Source organism: Mesorhizobium sp. M1396 (assembly GCF_040317725.1).
Taxonomy (GTDB): domain Bacteria; phylum Pseudomonadota; class Alphaproteobacteria; order Rhizobiales; family Rhizobiaceae; genus Mesorhizobium.
In genome coordinates, this window is record NZ_JAMYLA010000008.1 from 40932 (window position 1) to 63451 (window position 22520).

Genomic DNA, 22520 nt, shown 5'->3' on the forward strand with positions numbered 1-22520 from the left:
ATCCGATGTTCGCGGCCTCACGTTCTCCTATATTGGCTTGCGTGTTATGCGGCAATCGGTTTTGCCGTTTCCTGAAACAAGGCACCTATGCATCCGCCATGGCACTCAGATTCGACACCGGCTTCGACCCCCATTATGGCCAGGGGATAAGCGTCGCGCCCGACATCCGGCGCATCACGGCCCGCAATCCGAGCCCCTTCACCTTTCACGGCACCAACAGCTACATCGTTGGCCGCGATACGCTGGCGGTGATCGATCCGGGGCCGGATGACGAGGCGCATCTGCAGACCCTGCTTGACGTGATCGCGGGCCGGCCGGTCAGCCATATCTTCGTCAGCCACACCCACCGCGACCACTCCCAGCTGGCCGCCAGGCTGAAAGAGCGCACCGGCGCGCCCGTATTGGCAGAGGGACCGCATCGCCCTGCAAGACCCCTGCATATCGGCGAGACCAATGCGCTAGACGCCAGCGCCGACACGGCTTTCGTCCCCGATATCGCATTGCCCGACGACAAGGTGATCGACGGCGACGGCTGGTCGATCAGGACGGTTCTGACCCCGGGCCACACCGCCAATCACGCGGCTTTCGCGCTGGAAGGAACCGGCATCCTGTTTTCCGCCGATCATGTCATGGCCTGGGCAACCTCCATCGTCGCCCCGCCGGATGGGGCGATGGCCGACTATATGGCCTCGCTGGACCGGCTGATCGAACGCGAGGATCGTTTGCTGCTGCCAGGACATGGCGGGCCGGTAACCGCACCGCGCGCTTTCATGCGTGGATTGAAGACACACCGCAGAATGCGCGAGCGCGCCATACTGGAGCGGGTCAGAGCGGGCGACCGGACGATCGTGGACATGGTCAAGGCGATCTATCGCGACACCGACCCGCGGCTGCATGGCGCCGCCGGATTGTCGGTGCTCGCCCATCTAGAAGACCTGGTGGCGCGCGATCTGGTCACGACAGACGCCGCACCGGCCATCGACGGCATTTTCGCGCCGGCTGGCTAAAGCCTTCGGCGCCATTCGCTCTAGAATCGGCTGGAGCGCTCTGCTGGCTGAGGCGACTTCAAGCCCTGGCAAGAGCATTCGGGATCAGATGGAAGTCGTGCCGCAGTCTCCAGAGCAACTCGCGAGGCTGTCATAGAGAGCTTCGGCAGCACGTCCTTTTGCAACAATTCCTGGCGGTTGCGGTCCATATAGTCGTTGAAACCCGCGGTCACGAACGCAAAGGGCACGAAACACGCGCCGATCTCGCGCGACAGGGTCGCCTCAGGGGCGATCGAATGGTTGAGCACATCCGCTCCCATGCTTCGATACGCCAAGGCTTCGGCCGGGGTGGTCAGTCGCGGCCCGTAACAATGGGCAGCCACCAACTGCTGTTCGATGCCATGGATACGGCATTCCGCTGGCCAATGACGGCGGGCCGTTTGGACCAGAACCGCCGCGCATCTTGGACATACGATCTGCTTGCCCGAGCAGTCGAAGCTCTGTCGGCCGGGAAGGAGTGAAAACGGCGTCTGCGTCAGTTCGATGATATCGGCGGTCACAACCATGTCGCCGGGTTGGATCGCTTTGTTGACAGCGCCAATGGTCGAGCAGGACAGGACTTGCTTTACACCCGCGGTCATCAATACCCAGAACGCGCGGCGATGGCAGGAATGGTCGATATGGTCGCGCGGATTGCCGTGCGAATACATGCACAACGCACGTTTCGTTTTGCCTTCCGAGGTAATCGAGGCATCGAACTCGAGCAATTTCCAGTGGTCGCTGCGACCGAAAGGCGTTTCAAAACTCATGTCTCGCCGCAAGGTGCGCACGCCATCGACTTCGACATCTTCCGGGAAGGCAAGCCCCCAGTTTGCCGAACCGGTGATAATCGCCAACCCAGCCTTCGGTATGTCCGTTGGATGATCCGCCTGATCGTCGGCTGCGTTATGATTGTCGGGCATGTTTCCGGTCTCGATCATGATTTTTGGCGGAGAGTCACGATCAAGACTGCGACCACGACGATACCGGTCCACACTGTCGAGATCGCCGCGATGGTTGGATCGATCTGATCTCGCAGGGACAGAAACATGAGCTTCGGCAGCGTGCTGTTTTGGCCACTTGCGACGAAGATCGAAATGACAGACTCGTCGAGCGAAGTCAGGAAGGCCATCAATGTGGCCGACAACAGACTGATCTGAAGTTGCGGGACAATTATTCCGCCAATGGCCCTCGCCCAGTTTGCGCCGAGGCTGCGCGCCGCCTGAACCTGGTTCCAGTCAAAGCGGACCAGAGCGGGCAGCAACACAATGCACGCGACCGGGATGGCCAGCACCACATGTCCGACCAGCACGCCGAACAGCGTTCCGACCAGACGTTGCGCCGCCAGCACAAAGAAGAGACCGATCGCGAGCAGGATTCCCGGCACGATGGAGGGGATGAGCAGAATGCCCTGAATGGTAATGGCGGCTTTTCCGCCGAGCCGATTTATCGAAATGCAGGCCAGCAGCCCCAGGGGCACGGCGACCATCGCCGTCAATGTCCCAAGGATCAGGCTCGTCCTGAGCGCGGCCATCCATGTCGCCGAACCGAAGAAAGTCTCGTACCAGCGCAACGAGTATGCGCGCGGTGGGAACTCGAGAAGATTGGACGCCGAAAAGGAGAGCGGGACGACGACGAGCGTCGGCAGCATCAGGAACGCCAATACAAGCGCGCAGAAACTCCACAGAAGGATGCGGGCCAGCCTGTTGTCTGGATAGGCTTCAAGCATGGGCTGTGCCGACTTTGCGCCCGGCAATCAGCCGCCGTGCAGCCAGGAACATCACACCCATCAACGCCATTAAAATGAGGAGCAGAATACCCAAGACGCTCGCCGATCCCCAATCCTGAAAGGTCGACAGCGTGCGCTCGATCCGGATGGAGAGAGGATTTACCTTGCCGCCGCCAAGCACCGCCGGCGTGATGAAGAAACCTATGGTGTAGATGAAGACGATGATCGAACCCGAGAAGATACCGCCGGCCGAAAGAGGCAGAATGACCGTGCGGATCGCTTGCCCGATAGTGGCGCCCATGCTCGCCGACGCGCGAATGAGGTTTGCGTCGATATCGCGCATCGCGGCATAGACTGGCAGGAGAAAGAGCGGCAGCATGTAGTGAACCATGCCGATGAGCGTTCCCGTGAAGTTGTAGGCCAGCGGCAATGGCTCCGTTGCCAGGCCCGAACCTGTCAAAGCCGCGTTGATCAGGCCATCGCGCCGCAAGAGCACGAGCCAGCCATAGGTGCGCACCAGAATAGAGGTCCACAACGGCAGCATGACGAGGGCCATCAGCAAATTGGCCACCCTTGGCCTGGCGCTCGCCAAAGCGAGGGCCAGGGGGATACCGAGAAGAATGCAGATCGCCAGCGTGCCCAGGGACAGCTCAAGGGTTGTGACGAGTGCCGACCATGTCAATCCGCTCGAAAGCACCTTCTCGTAATTGCCGACGGTGTATTCACCCCCTGTGGTCAGGAAGGATTGTCGGATGATCCAGACGATGGGCAGTATCGCCGCCAGTCCAACGATGAAAAGCGCGGGCAGTGAAAGCGAGAGGAAGAACCGCCGCTCGCGTCGTGCGTCTGCCGCGAGCGCAGGATCCGCGAGGACGGTCACGCTTTCGCTCCCGGTATCGCGTGAACTTTCGCTGCTGGTGCATATGCGGTCATTTGCTGACCGATGGTAAGCTCGGCGCAGCCACTGGCCAACGCCGCCGGAATGCAGACAAGAATCTCTTGCCCGCCGTCAAGCGCCAGCGTCAAAAGCCAGTTTTCGCCGCGAAACGCCTTAGCGCACAGCGTTCCGTCGAGCGCCACCCCGTCTCGCCCGACGAGCTTCGCATCAAGATGGAAGCTCTCCGCGCGGATCATCAGAGCTTCGCGTGACGCATCGGCGCCGTCTATTCTGCGCACCGAGCCCGGGGCCACAATGTTGGCCTCACCCATGAACTCCGCGACGAAGCGGGTCGATGGACGATCATAAATCTGCTGTGGCGTATCGATCTGCTGAATGCGGCCGGAATTCATAACCGCGACCCGATCTGACATAGTCAATGCTTCGCGCTGGTCATGCGTCACATAGATTGTGGTGATCCCCAGATCATCGTGCAGACGCCGGATCTCGTACTGCATGGTTTCGCGCAGATTCTTGTCGAGCGCCGACAGCGGCTCGTCCATCAGCATCACGCGTGGTTCGAAGACGATCGCCCGCGCCAACGCCACCCGCTGGCGCTGGCCACCGGACAATGCGGCAATATTGCGCTCCGACAGACCTTCCAGCTTCACGCGGGCCAAGGTGTCAAGCGCCCGCTGGCGTGCCTCCGCTTTCGGCGTCTTGCGCAGCGCCAACGGATACTCGACATTTGCCAGAACGTTCATATGGGGAAACAGGGCGTAGTTCTGGAACACGATGCCGATGTCCCGCTTGTTGGGGGCCAGGCGGGTAATGTCCCGATCACCCAACAGGAGTTTACCGGAATCGGGCCGGACAAAACCGGCCAAAGCCATGAGCAGCGTGGTCTTGCCCGACCCCGACGGCCCCAGCAGCGTGAGGAATTCGCCGGCCCGAATGTCGAGCGAGACATCGTCCAGCGCGACGTAAGATCCATAGGTCTTGCGCACGCTGTCGATGGTGATCGGGAGCGACTTCATCATGCGCTCAAGCCTTAGAGCTGAGACTCAGCGGGCCATCATCTCATCAAAGGCTTTTTGCGCAGCCTCGCCATTCTTGACCCACCAGTCCGCACTCGAAAACACCGAAGTGCCAGCATTTTCAGGTGCGGTCGCCAGGGTCTTGAGACGGTCTTCGGGGATAAGGCCACCCTCATAGGCAGCGGGGTTGACCGGGCCATAGGCGATGAAATCGGTCAGCTTCGCCACGCGCGCGGGCTGTGTCATCGCCGCGATGAGCTTCATCGCTGCTTCCTTGTTCGGCGCTCCCTTCGGCACCGCAAGGCAGTCCGTGCCGATGACCGAACCCTTGAACGTGTAGTCGGCCGCGCCGCCATCCGCTTTCACGGTTTGGGCCCGTCCGTTCCAGGTAACGACCAGGTCCGCCTCACCATCTTTCAGCAATTGCGCGGACTGCGCTCCCGAGGTCCACCACACGGCGACATTTGGTTTGATCGCTTCAAGCCGCTTGATGGCGCGTTCTAGCCCCTCCGGCGTGCCGAGCACGGAATAGACGTCTGCCGGCGCCACGCCATCGGAGAGCAGCGCTATCTCGATCGAGTCTTGCGCATTGGCGCGCAGGGCGCGACGGCCAGAAAATTTGGCAACATCCCAGAACTCCGCCCACGTCTTCGGCGGATTCTCGCCATAGGTTTTGGTGTTCCACGACATGACGGTGCCGTAGGAGTCGAACGGATAGCAGTAATCGGACTTTGCACCATCCGGCACGGACTTGGGATCGATAATCTTGTAGTCAAGCGGCTCCAGGAGCGACTGTGCCGCCGCCTGCGCGCCTTCTGGTGATCCCAGGTGGATGATGTCGGTCGTCACCGCACCCGCGGTAACCTGCATCTTCAGGGCGGCCAGTCCGTCGCTTTGCGTCTCTTCTCGGACATCATAGCCAAGCTCTTTTGCAGCGGGGGCCCACATGGCCGTTTTCATGGCGTTGCCATAATCGCCACCCGCGGTCGTGATGGTGACTGTTTGCGCGTGGACGGGCAACGCAGCAGAGATTGCGAATGCTGTTAAGGAAATGCGTAACCAGGACATAGATTCTCCTCCCCACTTTTTCCAAATGTCGCTCGAAAGGGCCATTTATTTGTAATCGTAACGTTACGATTTCATCTTAACGCAAATGAGTCAAGCTGCTTTCCCAAGGGAGTTCGGATTGACCGGGATGTCGAATCCGGTAACGCTATGGAGGTCAGCAATCAGCCGGCGCTTTCGAAGTCGGGCGAACAATGGCCAACCTAAAGCAGATCGCAGCGGAACTTTCCCTGTCGGTGACCACGGTGTCCCGCGCTCTGAAGGATGGGCCGGAAGTACAGCCCTCGACCATAGCCCGCGTCAAGGAGGTGGCTAAGCGGGTTGGCTATGTGCCAGATCATCATGGCCGTGCGCTGAAAACCGGTCGGACGCTGACGCTGACGGCAGTGCTCCCGATGGAGACACGAGACCACCTGTCCGATCTGTTGAAGCTTCCCTTGATCGAAGGCATGACGCTGGCTGCCCGGCAAGCCGGTTATAGTCTGTCCATCTATTCCACCACTCCCGACGACGACCCCGTTGAGAGTGTGCAGCGGCAGCTTCAGGCGCGCAGCACAGACGGACTGATCATCACGCGCTTGGTGTCGGCCGATCCGCGCGTCAAGCTGCTGCTGGATCAACGCATGCCATTCGTCGCGTTTGGAAGAACCGACCTGGACATCGCATACCCCTATGTCGATGTCGACAATGAACAGATTGCGTACGAGGCGACCCGACGGCTCATGGATAAGGGCTGTCGACGCATTGCGCTGCAACTTCTCGTTCCGGAAGATCAGGCGAGTGCCATGCGTCTTTCCGGGTATGGAAGGGCAATGGCCGAGGCCGGTATTCCGATCGACCAATCGCTGATCGGTCATGGCATGTTCACGATGGAATCCAGCGCAGGCTGGTTCGATCACCTACTGGCGTCGTCAGATCCGCCGACAGGCTTGGCATGTGCCAACGAACTGGGCCTTCTAGGGGCGTTACATGCCCTTGGCAGAAGAGGTCTCGTGCCGGGGAGCGACGTCCACATAGTCACTCGTGACAGCACGCGGCTGGCACGCTTCCTGCCGGCAAAGATCGGAGTTCATTTCGTGGATATGGCGGCGGTTGGACGCAAACTTATCGAAGTCCTGGAGAGCCGGATCATCAATCCGCTTGGGCCGGTCGCAGCGATCTTGGTGCAGGGCAGATTCGAGCCCGCCGAATAGTCTGCCCACAAGCTGCATTCTGCGGCGATATGCGAATCCGCCTAACTACAACACTTTCTGAACATTACTCGACCGGCGCCGCGCCAACCTGACCGGCGACTTCCTGGTCGAGTTCGGCGAGGAATTCGACGATGCGCGCGGCGTTGTCGCCGAGGTCGAAGCGGCCGTATCGCGAGGCTGACCGCATGTCGACGATGACCGCATCGCCATCGTCGGTCACGCGGATCGCAACGTCGGCCGGAAGACCGATCACGAACCCCTTGGCGACGGCGGTAATGGTCACGTCGTTTTGCCCGGCGAGGTCGGGATAGGGTTCGGACAGATCCCAATCGCGCCGGTCAAGGACGGTTTCGACGGCATTGACGACAGTGTCGAATGGCAGGGCGTAGCTGCGTGCGCTGACCAGTGGATAGCTATCGGTCTGCAGCCGCTGTTCACCAGGCGTCGATGGGGAAAGCACGTTCATGTCCTTCGTCCGGTCGCCCACGTCGAGCGCCGGCGGCTCGTCGAAATCCGTCGAGATATCCCTGAGCGGCGGGTAGATTGTCGCCCAGTAGGCGGCGACGCCGTAGGGTGCGAGCACCAGCAGCGCCAGCAGGGCGCCGACCGTCAGGTCGCGACCGCCGCGATCACCGAAGTTCCACAGCCGCGAAAAGGCAAATCCGGCAAACAACAGTGCCAGGGCCGCCAGCAGCGCGACAATGCCCAGCACCCACAGGAAGACCGGTGTTTCCACGAGATCGAAGCGATGGCCGACGAAGACCGTCAGCAGCAGCACCAACGAAAAAGCGGCTGTGCGCCGCGACCATCCGGCCGCCTTCGACGTTTGCCGTTCAGGAATGCTAACCATCGTTTTCTGCGCTGCCCCAACCCGAACGGAGACTTAGAACCTTTTCGCGATGGCTTGAAGCCGAAACACGCGACATCCCGTCAATCCGTCGGCAAGCGATAGTCCTTGAACTGCTGGCGCAAGGTGATCTTCTGGATCTTGCCGGTGGCGGTGTGCGGAATTTCGCCGACGAAGGCGACATCGTCCGGCATCCACCATTTGGCCACCTTACCGTCCATGAAGTCGAGAATATCAGCCTTGGTCGGTTCCTTGCCAGGCTTGCGGACAACGACCAGCAACGGTCGCTCGCCCCATTTCGAATGATAAACGCCGATGGCGGCCGCCTCGGCGACATCGGGGTGGCCGACAGCCAGATTCTCGAGGTCGATGGTGGAAATCCATTCGCCGCCGGATTTGATGACGTCCTTGGCGCGATCGGTGATCTGCATATAGCCGCCGGCGTCGATATGAGCGACGTCGCCGGTGTCGAACCAGCCGTCCTCGTCGAACTGCTCCGCGCCGACGCCGCCATAATAGGCGCGCGCAACGGCCGGTCCGCGCACTTTCAGGCGGCCAAATGTCTTTCCGTCCCAGGGCTGCTCCTTGTTGTCGTCGTCGGTCACCTTCATTTCGACGCCGAAGGGCGGATAGCCCTGTTTCTGCTGGACATCGAGCCGGGCATCGCCCTCAAGACCGGCATAGTCCGGCTTCAAGGTGCACAGCGTGCCGAGCGGCGACATTTCGGTCATGCCCCAGGCATGGATGACCTGGACATCGTAGTTCTGCTGAAACTTCGTCATGATTGCGCGCGGACAGGACGAGCCGCCGATGACGACCTTGTTGAGATAGGGAAGCTTCTTGCCGGTCTCCTCCAGGTGCTGCAGCAGCATCATCCAGACGGTCGGCACGGCGGCGCTGAAGGTCACCTTCTCGGTGTCGAGCAGTTCATAGATCGAGGCGCCGTCCATCTTGCAGCCAGGCATGACCAGCTTGGCGCCGATCATCGGTCCGCTCTGGCCAAGCCCCCATGCATTGGCGTGGAACATCGGCACGACCGGCAAGATCGTATCGCGCGACGACAGGCCCATGGCGTCGGGCATGGCGGCGATCATGGCGTGCAGCACGTTCGAACGGTGGCTGTAGACGACGCCTTTGGGATCACCTGTCGTGCCCGACGTGTAGCACATGCCGGCGGCGGTGCCTTCGTCGAAGGTCTTCCAGGCGAAGTCGCCATCCGCCTCGTCAAGCCAGTCTTCGTAGGCGACCACGTTAGGCAGTGTCGTCCGTGGCATGTGCGCCTTGTCGGTCAGCACGATCACCTGTTTCAGCGATTTGACCGCACCGGCAATCTTCTCCAGCAGTGGCATGAAGGTCAGGTCGACGAAAACAGCCTTGTCCTCGGCATGGTTCATGATCCAGACGATCTGCTCGGGAAACAGCCGCGGATTGAGCGTATGGTAGATGGCGCCGATGCCCATGATGCCGTACCAGGCCTCGATGTGGCGCGCGGTGTTCCAGGCGAGCGTGGCGATGCGATCGCCCAGGCGATAGCCGTCACGCTCCAGCCGCTGGGCGACTTTCAGGGCGCGACGATGGATGTCGGCGTAGGTGGTGCGCACGATCGGCCCCTCGATCGAGCGCGACACGATCTCGCGCACGCCATGCTGCCGCTCGGCATTGTCGATGAGCTTATGGCAAAGCAGCGGCCATTCCTGCATCAATCCCAGCATTCGATCCTCCCTTCACGCTTTTGCGTGTGCTTTTTGTGCCATTGTGGAGCGAACCGCCGGATTGTCCAGCCGCCAGCGCGGCCTGGCGCTGCATTGGTGGAAAACCGCCACATTCCGGCCATCGTCGGCGTTAAGCTTCGTTAACGGGCAAGGGGCGATTGGCGACTGAAAGAGGTTCGCATGGACGCGCAGCTCGACGACGAAGCCCTTGAGAGTACGCTTGCCGAAAGTCTGGCCGATCTGTCGCCGGATACAAAGACTGTTTCCGAAGACGAATTTGTTGAAGTTGTCGGCGGCGCGCTCGAAGCGGTCGGCGGCACGCTGCTGTTCAAGATGTGTGTCCAGAACCAGGGCGAAGGCCAGCATGTCGCGGCCGCATCCGTCGGCGACGGCGGCAATCGCCAGTTCCTGCTGCTGACACTGCCGACCGGCGGCGGCCCATTGAAGGTCGAAACCGCGTCGAGAAGCAGCAACCCGGTCGCCGGCATCGCTGCTGCCTATGCCGGTCTCATGGACGTGTTCAAGGCCGCTGCCTGACTGCTGGCGGCAGGTATTTCAATTTGCTTCGAAGGCACAATCCGTTTGCTTCGAAGGCACAATCCGTCGGTATCCCCGATTGGGTGCGTGTTGTATGGCCACGGCGGGCCTTGAACAACGCCCTTGCGCGACACATCTGAAAATCGACGCAAGGAGACCCCGCATGGACCAGATCACCAACCCCGCCCCCGGTTTTCAACGCAATCCCGACAAGGTCATCACCATCGAGCCCTTTGCCGGCACAGTCACCGTGCGCGCCGGAGACGCGGTCATCGCTTCATCCACGAGGGCCAAGGTGCTGAGTGAGCCGCCCTATCCCGCGGTCTTCTACATTCCGTTCGCCGACATCGATTTCGGCAAGCTCGCCGGCACCGAACACTCGACCCATTGCCCCTACAAGGGCGACGCAAGCTATTGGAGCGTGCTGCCTGCCGGCGAAACCGGCCAGAACGCCATGTGGGCCTACGAGCATCCTTTCGACGAAATGGCTGAAATCCGTAACCACGGCGCGTTCTACGCCAGCAAGGTCGCGATCGAAACCAAACCGGACTGACCGACTGCGACCGCCGCGTGAGGTGCGTTGAGATTCAGGTCAGGCCGGCTTCACCTGAAGATCAAATGCACCGGTCAGTCGGTGGTGCCGTGATCGCCGATTCCATCGGCATCGGCATCGTCGAGCCGCACAAAGGTCAAGCCCTTGGCCTTGAGCGCCAGGAGCCCCTGCACCACGCCTTCGCCGGCGGCGTGGGTCGGCTGGTTGATGTGCGAGATAATCACGTCACCGTCCTTGGCCGCCGCGATGCGCCGCGCGGTTTCCTTGGCGCCAAGTAATGAGCCGCCGTCGCCGTTTATCGAGAAGCCCGCGATCTTGAAGCCAAGCTTGCGGATCATGGCGATTGCCGACGGACTGTATTCGGCGGTTGCGCCCCGAAACCATTTCGGCGCCGGCTCGCCGGTTCCGGCAAGAGCGGCGGCACCCGACTCGACCTCGGCCAGCACCGCGTCCGGGCTGCCGGCGCTGCGGATACCGTAGATTTTCCGTGGCGTGTCGACCGCCGGGATATGATGGCCGCCGTGATTTTCAAGCTCGAACAGATCGGGATGGGCCCGCATGATCTCGACGGCGGCGGCGTTTCGCTTCAGCCAGATACCGGTCACGAAAATGGTGGCGGGGATCTTGTTGTCCACCAACGCCGAAAGGATCCGGCTGTCGGTCTGCCCGCCGCAGGCATCTAGCGTGAGCGCAACGCGGCCTGCTCCGCTCGCCTCCGGCCTGATGTGCAGCGTGGGCTCGACGAGCGGCGCGGCATGGCCGGCGGATACCATCGCCAACGACATGGCGATCATGCAGAGATTTTTTTGCAGCAGGCGCATCAAACCGAATTCCTGACCGGTCGTTTCAAGCCGGCATCCCAAGACGTGCATGAAGGCGGAAATCGGGATGGTGGATAGCGGAAAAGTGGCTGTCGCGGCAATTTGACCGTTCGCGTGGTGAACGGGCCATTCCGCGATAGCGGTTGTCCGCGCGACCATGATTTCAGATGGCGCGCCCCAGCCTCATTTCGGAGCGCGAAAGAAGCTCGCGCACCGCGTCGACCACAGGCTTGACCTCCAGACCCCAGACGCAGCACGCCTTGCTGGGATCCGGCGCGCGGCAGAGGCCCTTGGCCAGGCAGTTGCAAGGCAACGGCGGCTGGAGCGAAATGCTGGGCACGCCGACGGGCCCCCAGCGCGACGGACGCGTCAAACCGAACAGCCCGACAACCGGGGTTCCGGTGGCGGCGGCCATGTGCATCGGGCCGCTCTCGTTGCCGAGAAACAGCCGGGCTTGCTTCAGCACCGCCAGCAGACTTTCAAGCGACAGGTCCCCGACGAGATTGACGACCGACGGCTCGGTCCTGGCGACGATACGTTCGGCAATCTCCTGCTCGTCCGGGCCGCCCACCAGGACGACGTCCAGACCGGTTTCGCCCATAATCTCGCCGATCGCCGCGGCAAACCGCTCGGGCTGCCAACGTCGCCCCTCGAAGCTTGCACCCGCATGCACGGCGATGAAACCGTTTGGCCGCAGATGGTGCTTATCCAGCAGCGCCAATGCTTTCGCCGTCTCCAATGGCAGCGGCTGAAGGCTCGGAATCACCTTGCGGAGTTCGATTCCGAGCGCTTCGAGCGGCGAGAGATAGCGGTACAGAAAGTGCTGGCCATCAAAGCCGTAGGGCTTGGCAAAGACGTTGGCGGGCTGGCGCTCCAGCATGCGCAAGGGTCTTTCGGAAGGATTGTAGCCGACGCGGGTTCTTGCGTTGACGAGCCCGCTGACAATGCGCGACGTCTTTGAATCGGTCACGTCGATCGTCAGGTCGAAGCGGAAGCGGCGCAACGCGCGGACCATGGCGTAAAGCTCCTTCCCGCGCTCGAGGTTGGTGCCGCGCATGCGGGCGCGCTTAAACGTGACCACCTCGGAAGCGATGCCATGAGCGATCACGAAGCTCTCGAAGCTAGCCTCGCACAGAAATACGATCCTGGCGCCGGGGAATTCGAGCCGCAAATTTTCCACAAGTACCGAGGCGAGGACGATATCTCCCATGAACTTCGTTTGAATGACCAAAATGGAGCGGAACGGCGCGGGTGAGGTCTGCAACATCGGCTTCCGGGGACAATCGCGGGGTATCCGCAAATTGGGCGGGAACAGTGTCGAAATTATGCAATGCCGTCGGCACGTTCGCGTGAATTGGCTTACAAAACGGCAAGCTCGTCCGGGATAGATCTATCCGCGGCCTGACTTGGAGCAGTTCACCGTTTCTCGAAACGGTTGACGCAATTCCCTACGGGAAAGCGCTACGCGCTTTCCCGGGAAAACCGTTTCACACTTTTCCTGGAATTGATCTAGCGACCAGCACCGCTGCCTGCGCGGCCGCCAGCCTTGCGATCGGCACGCGATAGGGCGAGCAGGATACGTAGTCGAGGCCGATCTCTTCGCAAAAGCGGATCGAGGCCGGGTCGCCGCCATGTTCGCCGCAGATGCCAAGCTTGATGTCGGGCCGCGTCGCCCTGCCCTTTTCGGCAGCCATGCGCACCAGTTCGCCGACGCCGTCGATGTCGAGCGAGACGAACGGATCCTGGTCGATTATGCCTTTCTGGCGGTAGGTTTCCAGGAACGAGGCCGCATCGTCGCGCGAAATACCGAATGTCGTCTGGGTCAGGTCGTTGGTGCCGAAGGAGAAGAACTCGGCGGACTGCGCGATGACATGGGCGCGGATCGCCGCACGCGGCAGTTCGATCATGGTGCCGGTGAGATAGTCGATCTTGACACCGGTTTCCTCCATGACGCTCTTGGCGACCGCATCGATGCGCGCCTTGACGTAGTCGAGTTCCTTCACCAAGCCGACCAGCGGCACCATGATCTCGGGGACCACAAGCGCGCCGGCCTTCTTGCCGGCCTCGACGGCCGCCTCGAAAATGGCGCGCGCCTGCATCTCGGCAATTTCGGGATAGGAGACGGCCAAGCGGCAACCGCGATGACCGAGCATCGGGTTGAACTCGTGCAGCGCCTCGGTGCGCTGCCTGAGCTTGTCCGGCGACACCTTCATGGCGGCGGCAACCTCGGCCACCTCTTCCTCGGTCTTGGGCAGGAATTCGTGTAGCGGCGGATCGAGCAGACGGATCGTCACCGGCAGGCCGGCCATGATCTCGAACAGTTCGAGAAAATCCGAACGCTGCATCGGCAAGAGCTTGGCGAGTGCTGTGCGCCGGTCCTTTTCGGTGTCGGCCAGGATCATCTCGCGCATGGCGACGATGCGGTCGCCATCGAAGAACATGTGCTCGGTGCGGCAAAGGCCGATGCCTTCGGCGCCGAAGGAACGCGCCATGCGCGCGTCGAGCGGCGTTTCGGCATTGGTGCGCACCTTCATGCGGCGTACCGCGTCCGCCCATTCCATGATGGCGGCGAAATCGCCGGAAAGTTCGGGCTGCAGCATCGGCACGGCGCCCTTCAGCACCTGGCCATTGCCGCCGTCGATGGTGACGATGTCGCCCTTGCGGAAGGTCGAGCCCATCGCCATCAGCGTGCCTGCCTTGTAGTCGACGCGCAGCGAACCGGCGCCCGACACGCAAGGCTTGCCCATGCCGCGCGCCACAACCGCGGCGTGGCTGGTCATGCCGCCGCGCGTGGTCAGGATGCCTTCCGCGGCATGCATGCCGTGGATGTCCTCGGGGCTGGTTTCGATGCGCACCAGGATCGCCTTGCGGCCTTGCGACTTCAACTCCTCGGCGTCGCCCGAGGAAAAGACGATCTCGCCGGTGGCGGCACCGGGCGACGCCGGCAATCCGATGCCGATGACGTCACGCGCGGCCTTGGGATCGATCGTCGGATGCAGAAGCTGGTCGAGCGATGCCGGGTCGATGCGGGCGACGGCTTCCTCTTTCGTGATCAGCCTGTCCCGCGCCATCTCGACGGCAATTTTCAGCGCCGCCTTGGCGGTGCGCTTGCCGGACCTTGTCTGCAGCATCCACAATTTGCCGCGCTCGATGGTGAATTCGAGATCCTGCATGTCGCGGTAGTGCTTTTCCAGGCTGTCGGAGATGGTGACGAAGGACTGAAACGCGTCCGGCATCAGCTTCTGCAGCGATGGCTTGTCCGAGCCCGCCGCTATGCGCGCCGCTTCGGTGATGTTCTGCGGCGTACGGATGCCGGCGACGACGTCCTCGCCCTGCGCGTTCACCAGGAACTCGCCATAGAGCATCTTCTCGCCGGTCGACGGGTTGCGGGTGAAGGCGACGCCGGTGGCCGATGTCTCACCCATATTGCCGAACACCATGGCCTGGACATTGACCGCCGTGCCCCAGCTTTCGGGAATGTCGTGCAGGCGCCGATAGGTGATGGCGCGGTTGTTCATCCAGCTCGAGAAGACGGCGCCGATCGCGCCCCACAGCTGCTCATGCGGATCCTGCGGGAACGGCTTGCCGAGCTCTTCCTCGACCTTGGCCTTGTAGAGCGCGATGACGCCTTGCCATTCGAGCGCCGTCAGTTCGGTGTCGAGCTCATGCCCAAGTCCGCCCTTCTGGTCCTCCAGGATTTCCTCGAACACCTCATGGTCGAGGCCCATGACGACGTCGGAATACATCTGGATGAAGCGGCGGTAGCTGTCATAGGCAAAGCGCGCGTCGCCGGAATCGGCGGCCAGCGCCTCGACCGTCTCGTCGTTCAGCCCGAGATTGAGCACTGTGTCCATCATGCCGGGCATCGACGCGCGGGCGCCGGATCGCACCGAGACCAGCAGCAGTTTCGACGGGTCGCCGAAGCGGCGGCCAGTCAGGTGTCCGATGTGATCGAGCGCAACCGCGACATCGGCTTCCAATCCGGCCGGATAGCTGCGGCCATTGGCATAGTAGGCGTTGCAGACCTCCGTGGTGATGGTGAAGCCCGGCGGCACCGGCAGGCCCAGGCTGCACATCTCGGCCAGATTGGCGCCCTTGCCGCCCAGCAGATTCCTGTCGCCGGCACGGCCTTCCGCCGCACCATCGCCAAAGGTGAAAACCCATTTGGTCATGCATTGCTCTCCGGTTGCAGGAGATTGGAAAGGTTGGCGAAACGGATAGTTCCGCCGGTCCGACCCTGGAGCGATATGATGCTGCAGTGCGAAAGGCAAGGCGTCGGCGAAGCCGCCCGGCTCCTACAATCGATTAAGCAAAACCCCGGCCCGAGGATGCGTCAAAAAGACTTGCCATTCCCGGGCTTTTAAAGTAGAACATATGGGGAACAAACAGGTGAGTCATGAAACTGTCTGGAAAACTCGACTATCTGGAAATGCCTGCGACCGGCGGAACGCTGGACCGGCTCAAGGCCTTCTACAGCAATGCCTTTGCCTGGTCGTTCACCGACTATGGACCGACCTATTCGGCTTTTGCCGAAGGCCTGGACGGTGGCTTCCAGGCCGACGCCGAGGAAGCGCCCGCCAAGCCGCTACCCGTGCTTTACAGCAAGGATCTGGAAGATACGCTCGGTGCCGTCGAGAGTGCCGGCGGCATGATCGTCAAGCCGATCTTTTCACTCCCCGGCGGCCGGCGCTTCCACTTTGTCGATCCGGCCGGCAACGAGATGGCTGTGTGGTCCGAATAGCCGCCGCATGTCGGCCGGCGGCGCTGCTTTGCCTGACCAAATTTGATCGTTCTGACTGTCGCTCATAAGGATTGTGCTTTTCGGCTGCTCTGCTAATAACGCGCCGCACCAGCGACTCTGACGGCAATTGGGGCGTCGCCAAGTGGTAAGGCATCGGTTTTTGGTACCGACATTCCCAGGTTCGAATCCTGGCGCCCCAGCCAATCTGGATGCCCTGTGGATAATTTCATCTTGGTGGCATCGCTCGACGCAGCAGCCGGCAATACTGTTCCCACAGCGCCGCGCGTGCCGACAGCATCGCGTCCATCAGTTCGGTCGACAGCGGATCGTCCGCCACTAAGGGTCGCCGTGCCGAACTCGATCCAGCCACGCTGCCGGGCACGGGACAGCGCATCGACTGGATACAGCGCTGCGCCGCCCATGCTTTCGAAGAGGACGGCGTCCGGTCCATCCGCCTGGCCTACCTTGAGCAATGGCACTTTGCCGGTCGGCGAAAGCGCCAGAAACCAGTCGGGCTTGCCCGCAAGATCGACGTCGATCTTGTCGAACGACACGCCCTTTTCAAGAAGGACAATCGCCGTCCGTTGAACGAACGGGCAAAGCAGGTGGCTGATGAGCGTGAGGCTGGTGTCGGGCATGATGGTCTCTCGAAGTGCCGGCAAGGAACGGGCGATGTTGCGCTGGCGCTACAGCAACTGCCCGCCCGAAATGTCGAAGGTCGTGCCGTTCGCCCAACCCATATCCTCCGACAGGATAGCGGCGACCGCGCTGCCGATGTCGTCCGGCAGGCCGACGCGGCCCAGCGCGATGCCCTGCGCCACATAGGCATTGACATCCTCATTGTCGCGCACCGCACCACCGCCGAAGTCGGTGGCGATGGCGCCGGGCGCGATCGCATTGACCCGGATTCGGCGCGCGCCAAGCTCCACCGCCATAAATCGGGTCAGCACCTCGACCGCAGCCTTCATCGCCGCATAAAGGCTGTAGCCCGGCAGCGTGAAGCGCACGAAGCCGGACGAGACGTTCAGGATGCGCCCGCCGTCCTCGATCAGCGGCAGCAGCTTCTGGGTCAGGAAGACGGGGCCGCGCAGATGCGTGCCGACCAACGATTCGAATTGCTCTTCGGTCGCCTCGGCGAAGTTGGCGAAAAGACCGTTGCCGGCATTGTTGACCAGGAAATCGAAGCGTTCGCGACCGAAATCAGTCTTCAGGGTTTCGACCACCTTCCCGGCAAATGTCGGGAAACTCGTCGTATCGGTGACGTCGAGCGCCAGCATGGCGGCCGTGCCGCCCAGCGCCTCGATCTCCTGGCGCAGCGCGTCGGCTTCCGCCGCGCCGCTGCGGTAGGTGCCGACGATGTGGACACCGCGTCTGGCGAGATGCAGCGCCATGTTGCGGCCGAGGCCGCGGCCGGCGCCGGTGATAAGTGCGATTTGCTTGGTCATGGTCTGCCCTCATTGGATGGTCACGGTGCGAAGCGGCGCCGCCAAGGCACCCTCCCGATGTCCCAAAGGTAGGCGACGCCGGCTCGACGAACCCGCCCGATACGCTCAACATCTTGCCCGATTGTCTCAATCGCTTGCCTGGCGGACTGACGATGGTATGGTCTGACGATGACAGACCATCTCAAGCCGCATCTCGACATCGCGCTGCGCCACGCGCCATCAGGGATAACCATCACGCCGATCCCGCGGCTGGAGATCAGCGTGGGACAGGCGACCACCGGCAAGGCACCGTGCCTGTACCGCTCGATGATCTGCTTCATCCTGCAGGGTTCGAAGCATGTGGCGATCAACGACGATCTTTTAAGCTACGATCCCGCGCACTACCTCATCAGCGCCCTCGATCTGCCGCTGATCGGCCAGATACTGGATGCCGATGACGGCCAACCCTATGTCGCGGTGTCGCTGGTCCTGGACCCTGCCATTCTGGCCGATGTTGCGTCGACCATGCCGCAGGTGCGCGACATTGATCCCCAAGGGATCGGCATTGCGATCAATCCGATGACGGCGCCGCTGCGCGACACCTTGCTGCGCCTGCTGTCGTTGCTCGACACCCCGGCCGACATTCCCGTTCTTGCTCCCATGGCGGAACGTGAATTGCTCTATCGTCTCCTGCAAGGTCCGCAGGGTCGCCTGTTGCGTCAGATCGCGCGGCCCGAGGGTGCGCTGGGCCGTATCCGGCGAGCGGTGGGATGGATAAGGGACAATCAGAATACCCGTTTGCGCATAGAGGCGCTATGCGATGCAAGCGGCATGAGCCGCGCCAGCCTGCATCGCCATTTTCTGGCAATGACCGGTCTCAGCCCGCTCCAGTATCAGAAACAGCTTCGGTTGCAGGAAGCGCGGCAGTTGTTGCTCGCTGGCGACCATAGCGCATCCGATGTGGCCTTCGCGGTCGGCTACGAGAGCGCCTCGCAATTCAGCCGCGAATATCTCCGGCAGTTCGGCGCACCGCCAGCGCGCGACGTTCGTCAGATCAGGCAGGCGATCGGGGAGCCGGCGTTGGCCTAGCCGGCATGTTAGGCCGACTTGCCAAGAGCTTTCAGGCAAAATCCAATCTGCGCGCGCAAGCCCACTTCGGTATCCTCGCCGTGTTCGAGGCAGCGCTCGATCAGCACCGGATGGAGGAACGGCGTGAACGCGGTGTGGACGGCACGCGCCGCCGCAGCGGAATCTTCGACGTTGAATTCACCCGATTCGATGCCCTCGCGGATGACGATCCCTAAAGTCGTTACCATGTCCTCGATATACGCCTTGATGATCGCCCAGTTCTCCTGCATGGCGGCGACAATCAGGTCGTGCATGCGCTTTTCCTTGACCAGCGTCCTCTTCTTGTGGTGGTGAACGGCGGTCAGTAGCTGGCCGAGTTTCTCCCCGGCTGGCGCGTTCGTGCGTGCGATTGCGAGGGCGATGTCAGCTACCTCGTTCAAAGCTTGGCCGCAGATGGATTCTTTGATTGCGTCCCTCGAGGGGAAGAAACGGTAGACGTTCGCCGTGCTCATGCCGAGTTCGGAGGCGATATCGGCAACCGAAGTCTTATGGTAGCCGATGCGGCGAAAGTGCTCCTCCGCCACCTCCAGAATGCGCCGGCGCACCTCGTTTCGATCAGGTCGCTTTCGATCCGGGCGATCCATTGATGTCTCCAGTGCTGATGCCCCTCTTCGCGGCTCGCGTGGACAGTCATCGGCAGACGGCAAGATCGTGCAGCTGGCTTGCAAATTTCAGGCCAGCGGGCAAGAACTTGAACCGTCTTTTCCGACAACAGTGCGCTATTCGGCCGCCATCGCTGTTTGCAATTCCGGTTCTTCGGTCGAAGCCTGATGGGCCTCATCTGCAGTCGGCTTGATCCGGAACCACGCGGCATAAAGAGCGGGAAGGAAGAGCAGGATCAGCACCGTGCCGGCCGCCGTGCCGCCGATCAGTGTGTATGCCATCGATCCCCAGAACACGGAGTGCGTAAGGGGGATGAAAGCCAGCACGGCGGCGAGAGCGGTCAGGATGACGGGCCTCGTGCGTTGCACGGTGGCCTCAATGACGGCGTGATAGTCGTCAAGACCGGCAGCACGGTTCTCCTTGATCTGTTCCGTCAGGATCAGCGTATTGCGCATCAGGATGCCGGCCAGTCCTATGAGGCCCAGAATGGCGTTGAACCCGAAAGGCTGGTTGAAGGTGAGCAACATCGGCACGACGCCGACGAGGCCAAGCGGTGCCGTCAGCACGACCATGAACATCGTCGAGAAGGATCGTACCTGCAGCATGATGACGATCAGCATGGCGGCGATCATGGCCGGGAAGATCTTGCCCAAAGCAGTGTTGGCCTTGGTCGCCTCCTCAATTGATCCACCCATTTCGATGCGATAGCCGGCCGGAAGGGAAGCGATCAGCGGCTGCAGGGCCGTCATGATCTGCTTGGAGACCTCTGGAGGCTGCGTTGCCTCATTGATATCCGAGCGAATCGTGATGACCGGCAGACGATCGCGGCGCTTCAGGATCGGCTCTTCCAGGCGGACCTCCGAATGACCGATCTGGTCGAGGGGAATCTGGCGGCCGTCCCGGCTCATCAGCGAGAAATCCGCCAGACGCGACGGATCCAGCCGCTCAGCCCCAGCGCTGCGCGCCACGATCGGGACATTGCGAATGTCCTCGCGGACCTGTGTGACGGGAATGCCGGTGAGCAGGAACTGGAGCTGCTGGGCCACCTCCGCCGGCGACAGCCCGATGAGGTTCAGTCGATCCTGGTCAGGGATGAAGCGCAGTACGGGCGTGCGGTTGCCCCAGTCGCGATTGGCCTGCCGCACGTCCGCGACGCCTCGCATCGCATCAAGTGCTTTTTCGGAGATGGCATATAGTTGCGCGGGATCAGGTCCCATGACCCGGAACTCGACAGGGAACGGCGTGTAGGGTCCGAACACAAGCTGCGTGACGCGGACATTGGCCTCGGGCGCGAGCCCCTGCGATACCGCCTCCCGGAGCCGGTGCTTCAGCGCCTCGCGTGCCTCCGCGTCCGGTGTCAGCACGACGATCTTGGCAAAGGCAGGATCAGGCAGTTCCGGTGCCATCGCAAAGAAGAAGCGCGGAGCGCCCTGACCGACGTAACTCGTGACGATCCTGGCTTCGGGTTGGCCGTCCAGCCAGTGCTCCAGCTTCTCCACTGTGGCGGTCGTCGTCTCGATGCTGGTGCCTTCCGGCAGACGAACCTCGACCAGCACTTCGGGGCGGTCGGATGTCGGGAAGAACTGCTGTTTCAGGCTGCCCATACCGACAACCGAAAGCGCGAAAACGATGGCGACGACACCGCAGGTCACGAACTTGTGGCGCACGGCAAAGATGATGAGCCGCCGCAGGCGCCGATAGTTCGGTGTGTCGTATATGGCGTGAACGCCGCCTTCGATCGGCTGGATCGCGGGCAGCATCTTGACGCCAAGGTAGGGCGTGAAGACCACCGCGACGATCCAGGAGACAATGAGGGCAAACCCCACGACCCAGAAGATGTTGCCGGCGTACTCGCCGGCCGTCGAGCGTGCGAAGCCCACGGGCAGGAACCCAGCGATCGTCACGAGCGTTCCCGACAGCATCGGCGCCGCGGTATGGCTCCAGGCATAGGCCGCCGCCTTGATGCGATCCATGCCCTCTTCCATCTTCACCACCATCACCTCGATGGCGATGATGGCGTCGTCCACGAGAAGGCCGAGCGCCAGGATGAGGGCGCCGAGCGTGATACGATCGAAGAACCGGCCGGTCTCCAGCATGATGAGGAACACGGCGGCAAGCGTCAGCGGGACGGCGGCCGCCACGACGATGCCGACGCGCCAGCCCATGCTGAGCAGGCTGATCAGCAGCACGACGCCGAGCGCCATTGCGAACTTCAACATGAATTCGTCGACCGCCGAGGTGATGTTGACGGCCTGGTCGGACACCTTGTCGAGCGTTATCCCAAGCGGCAATGTCCGTGCGATGGCCGCCGTCCTGTCCTCCAGCGCCTTGCCGAGCGCGCGACCGTCCCAACCCTCCTGCATAACGGCCGCGAGCATGATGGTGGGCTCGCCCTGGCGTCGGATGAGATAGGTGGGAGGGTCCTCGTAGCCGCGGCGGACCTCGGCAACGTCGGAAAGCTTCAGCGTCCGCCCCCCGGTAACGATCGGCGTGTCGGCGATAGCCTGGACACCGTCATAGGCGCCGTTGAGCCTGATGAAGACCTGCGGCCCCTGAGTATCGATCGAGCCCGCCGGCGTGACGGTGTTCTGCCTTTGCAAGGCCGCAACGATATCTTGTGCGGACACGCCGAGGGTTGCCAGCTTGGCATAGGAGAACTCGACGAATATCTGCTCCGGACGTTCGCCGAGTATGTTGATCTTCTTGACGCCGGGCACGTGCAGAAGATCCTGGCGAATGGTCTCAGCCTGCCTGGCCAGTTCACGCATCGGCATGCCTTTGGCCTTCAGCGCATAAAGTGCGAAACTCACATCCGAATATTCGTCGTTGACGAAGGGGCCGTAGACGCCGGGCGGCAGGTTGCGGGCTTCATCCCCGAGCTTCTTGCGGGCCTGGTAAAATTCTTCCTGCACGGCGGATGGCGGCGTGCTGTCCTTCAGCGTGACCGTCATATAGGCGTATCCCGGCCGCGTGGTCGTCTCGACCCGATCGTACCAGGTGAGCTCCTGAAGCCGCTTCTCCAACGGCTCGGCGACAAGGTCCTGCATCTCGCGGGCCGTCGCGCCCGGCCATGCCGTTGTGACCGTCAGGGTCTTGATGGTGAAGTTGGGATCCTCCGCCCGCCCGAGCATGAGGAAGGCGTATGCGCCGGCAGCCACCAGCAAGAGGATGAAGAACAGGGTGACGGCGCGTTCGCGAACGGCGATCGCGGAAAGATTGAGGTTCATC

Annotated in this window: 19 protein-coding genes, 1 tRNA gene and 1 pseudogene; 7 read left to right on the forward strand and 14 right to left on the reverse strand. The window is 61.9% G+C overall.

Annotated features, from left to right (window positions below; genetic code table 11):
- The first annotated feature begins 98 nt into the window (after positions 1–98).
- Positions 99–1007, forward strand: coding sequence for an MBL fold metallo-hydrolase (locus NKH02_RS07005; RefSeq protein ID WP_352877437.1), 909 nt, complete (start codon positions 99–101; stop codon positions 1005–1007).
- 20 nt (positions 1008–1027) lie between these two features.
- Here NKH02_RS07005 and NKH02_RS07010 read toward each other — a convergent pair whose 3' ends face one another.
- From NKH02_RS07010 to NKH02_RS07030, 5 genes are read right to left on the reverse strand one after another with little or no spacing between them, the layout of a single operon-like run.
- On the reverse strand, positions 1028–1966 hold the full coding sequence (locus NKH02_RS07010) for a phosphorylase family protein (protein ID WP_352877439.1): 939 nt from the start codon (positions 1964–1966) through the stop codon (positions 1028–1030).
- Positions 1963–2754, reverse strand: a complete 792-nt coding sequence (locus NKH02_RS07015) for an ABC transporter permease (RefSeq protein WP_352868693.1) — start codon at positions 2752–2754, stop codon at positions 1963–1965. Before NKH02_RS07015 ends, NKH02_RS07010 begins: the two co-directional genes overlap by 4 nt.
- Positions 2747–3634, reverse strand: a complete 888-nt coding sequence (locus tag NKH02_RS07020; protein WP_352877441.1) for an ABC transporter permease — start codon at positions 3632–3634, stop codon at positions 2747–2749. Before NKH02_RS07020 ends, NKH02_RS07015 begins: the two co-directional genes overlap by 8 nt.
- Positions 3631–4668, reverse strand: coding sequence for an ABC transporter ATP-binding protein (locus NKH02_RS07025; protein WP_352877627.1), 1038 nt, complete (start codon positions 4666–4668; stop codon positions 3631–3633). Before NKH02_RS07025 ends, NKH02_RS07020 begins: the two co-directional genes overlap by 4 nt.
- Positions 4669–4695: 27 nt before the next feature.
- Complete coding sequence (locus NKH02_RS07030; protein ID WP_352877442.1) at positions 4696–5736, reverse strand: ABC transporter substrate-binding protein; 1041 nt, start codon at positions 5734–5736, stop codon at positions 4696–4698.
- A gap of 191 nt (positions 5737–5927) precedes the next feature.
- Between NKH02_RS07030 and NKH02_RS07035 the strand changes: the two genes are divergently transcribed.
- Entirely contained in the window at positions 5928–6926 is a 999-nt protein-coding gene (locus NKH02_RS07035; RefSeq protein ID WP_352868702.1) for a LacI family DNA-binding transcriptional regulator, read from the forward strand.
- Positions 6927–6990: 64 nt separating this feature from the next.
- Here the strand turns inward: NKH02_RS07035 and NKH02_RS07040 are convergent, their stop codons facing one another.
- Both NKH02_RS07040 and NKH02_RS07045 read right to left on the reverse strand, forming a co-directional pair.
- Positions 6991–7776, reverse strand: coding sequence for a DUF1499 domain-containing protein (locus tag NKH02_RS07040; RefSeq protein WP_352877445.1), 786 nt, complete (start codon positions 7774–7776; stop codon positions 6991–6993).
- A gap of 80 nt (positions 7777–7856) precedes the next feature.
- Positions 7857–9485 (reverse strand): fatty-acid--CoA ligase, encoded by a 1629-nt coding sequence (locus NKH02_RS07045; protein WP_352877446.1) that lies wholly within the window; start codon positions 9483–9485, stop codon positions 7857–7859.
- A 180-nt stretch (positions 9486–9665) separates the two neighbouring features.
- On the opposite strand from NKH02_RS07045, the gene NKH02_RS07050 reads away from it, so the two are divergent.
- A complete protein-coding gene (locus NKH02_RS07050; protein ID WP_352877448.1) occupies positions 9666–10022 on the forward strand; it encodes a hypothetical protein in 357 nt (118 codons plus the stop codon).
- Between the two features lie 163 nt (positions 10023–10185).
- Complete coding sequence (locus NKH02_RS07055) at positions 10186–10575, forward strand: DUF427 domain-containing protein (protein ID WP_352877449.1); 390 nt, start codon at positions 10186–10188, stop codon at positions 10573–10575.
- 74 nt (positions 10576–10649) lie between these two features.
- Here the strand turns inward: NKH02_RS07055 and NKH02_RS07060 are convergent, their stop codons facing one another.
- The 3 genes from NKH02_RS07060 to ppdK all read right to left on the reverse strand — a co-directional run bounded on the left by NKH02_RS07060 (position 10650) and on the right by ppdK (position 15568).
- Positions 10650–11396 (reverse strand): polysaccharide deacetylase family protein, encoded by a 747-nt coding sequence (locus NKH02_RS07060; RefSeq protein ID WP_352877450.1) that lies wholly within the window; start codon positions 11394–11396, stop codon positions 10650–10652.
- A 163-nt stretch (positions 11397–11559) separates the two neighbouring features.
- Positions 11560–12606, reverse strand: coding sequence for a glycosyltransferase family 9 protein (locus tag NKH02_RS07065; RefSeq protein ID WP_352877451.1), 1047 nt, complete (start codon positions 12604–12606; stop codon positions 11560–11562).
- Between the two features lie 277 nt (positions 12607–12883).
- On the reverse strand, positions 12884–15568 hold the full coding sequence (gene ppdK / locus NKH02_RS07070) for a pyruvate, phosphate dikinase (protein WP_352877453.1): 2685 nt from the start codon (positions 15566–15568) through the stop codon (positions 12884–12886).
- Between the two features lie 224 nt (positions 15569–15792).
- Between ppdK and NKH02_RS07075 the strand changes: the two genes are divergently transcribed.
- Positions 15793–16137 carry a VOC family protein gene (locus NKH02_RS07075; RefSeq protein WP_352877455.1) on the forward strand — a complete coding sequence of 115 codons (345 nt, stop codon included), beginning with the start codon at positions 15793–15795 and terminating at the stop codon, positions 16135–16137.
- 128 nt (positions 16138–16265) lie between these two features.
- Positions 16266–16340: transfer RNA gene (locus tag NKH02_RS07080), tRNA-Gln, on the forward strand.
- A 228-nt stretch (positions 16341–16568) separates the two neighbouring features.
- Here the strand turns inward: NKH02_RS07080 and NKH02_RS07085 are convergent.
- Both NKH02_RS07085 and NKH02_RS07090 read right to left on the reverse strand, forming a co-directional pair.
- A pseudogene (locus NKH02_RS07085) lies at positions 16569–16775 on the reverse strand (glutathione S-transferase family protein); the annotation flags it as partial.
- Positions 16776–16823: 48 nt separating this feature from the next.
- Positions 16824–17582, reverse strand: coding sequence for an SDR family NAD(P)-dependent oxidoreductase (locus NKH02_RS07090; RefSeq protein ID WP_352868727.1), 759 nt, complete (start codon positions 17580–17582; stop codon positions 16824–16826).
- 168 nt (positions 17583–17750) lie between these two features.
- On the opposite strand from NKH02_RS07090, the gene NKH02_RS07095 reads away from it, so the two are divergent.
- Positions 17751–18650, forward strand: a complete 900-nt coding sequence (locus NKH02_RS07095; RefSeq protein ID WP_352877456.1) for an AraC family transcriptional regulator — start codon at positions 17751–17753, stop codon at positions 18648–18650.
- Between the two features lie 8 nt (positions 18651–18658).
- Here NKH02_RS07095 and NKH02_RS07100 read toward each other — a convergent pair whose 3' ends face one another.
- Both NKH02_RS07100 and NKH02_RS07105 read right to left on the reverse strand, forming a co-directional pair.
- On the reverse strand, positions 18659–19273 hold the full coding sequence (locus NKH02_RS07100; RefSeq protein ID WP_352877457.1) for a TetR/AcrR family transcriptional regulator: 615 nt from the start codon (positions 19271–19273) through the stop codon (positions 18659–18661).
- Between the two features lie 135 nt (positions 19274–19408).
- On the reverse strand, positions 19409–22519 hold the full coding sequence (locus tag NKH02_RS07105) for an efflux RND transporter permease subunit (RefSeq protein ID WP_352877458.1): 3111 nt from the start codon (positions 22517–22519) through the stop codon (positions 19409–19411).
- Position 22520 lies beyond the last annotated feature (1 nt).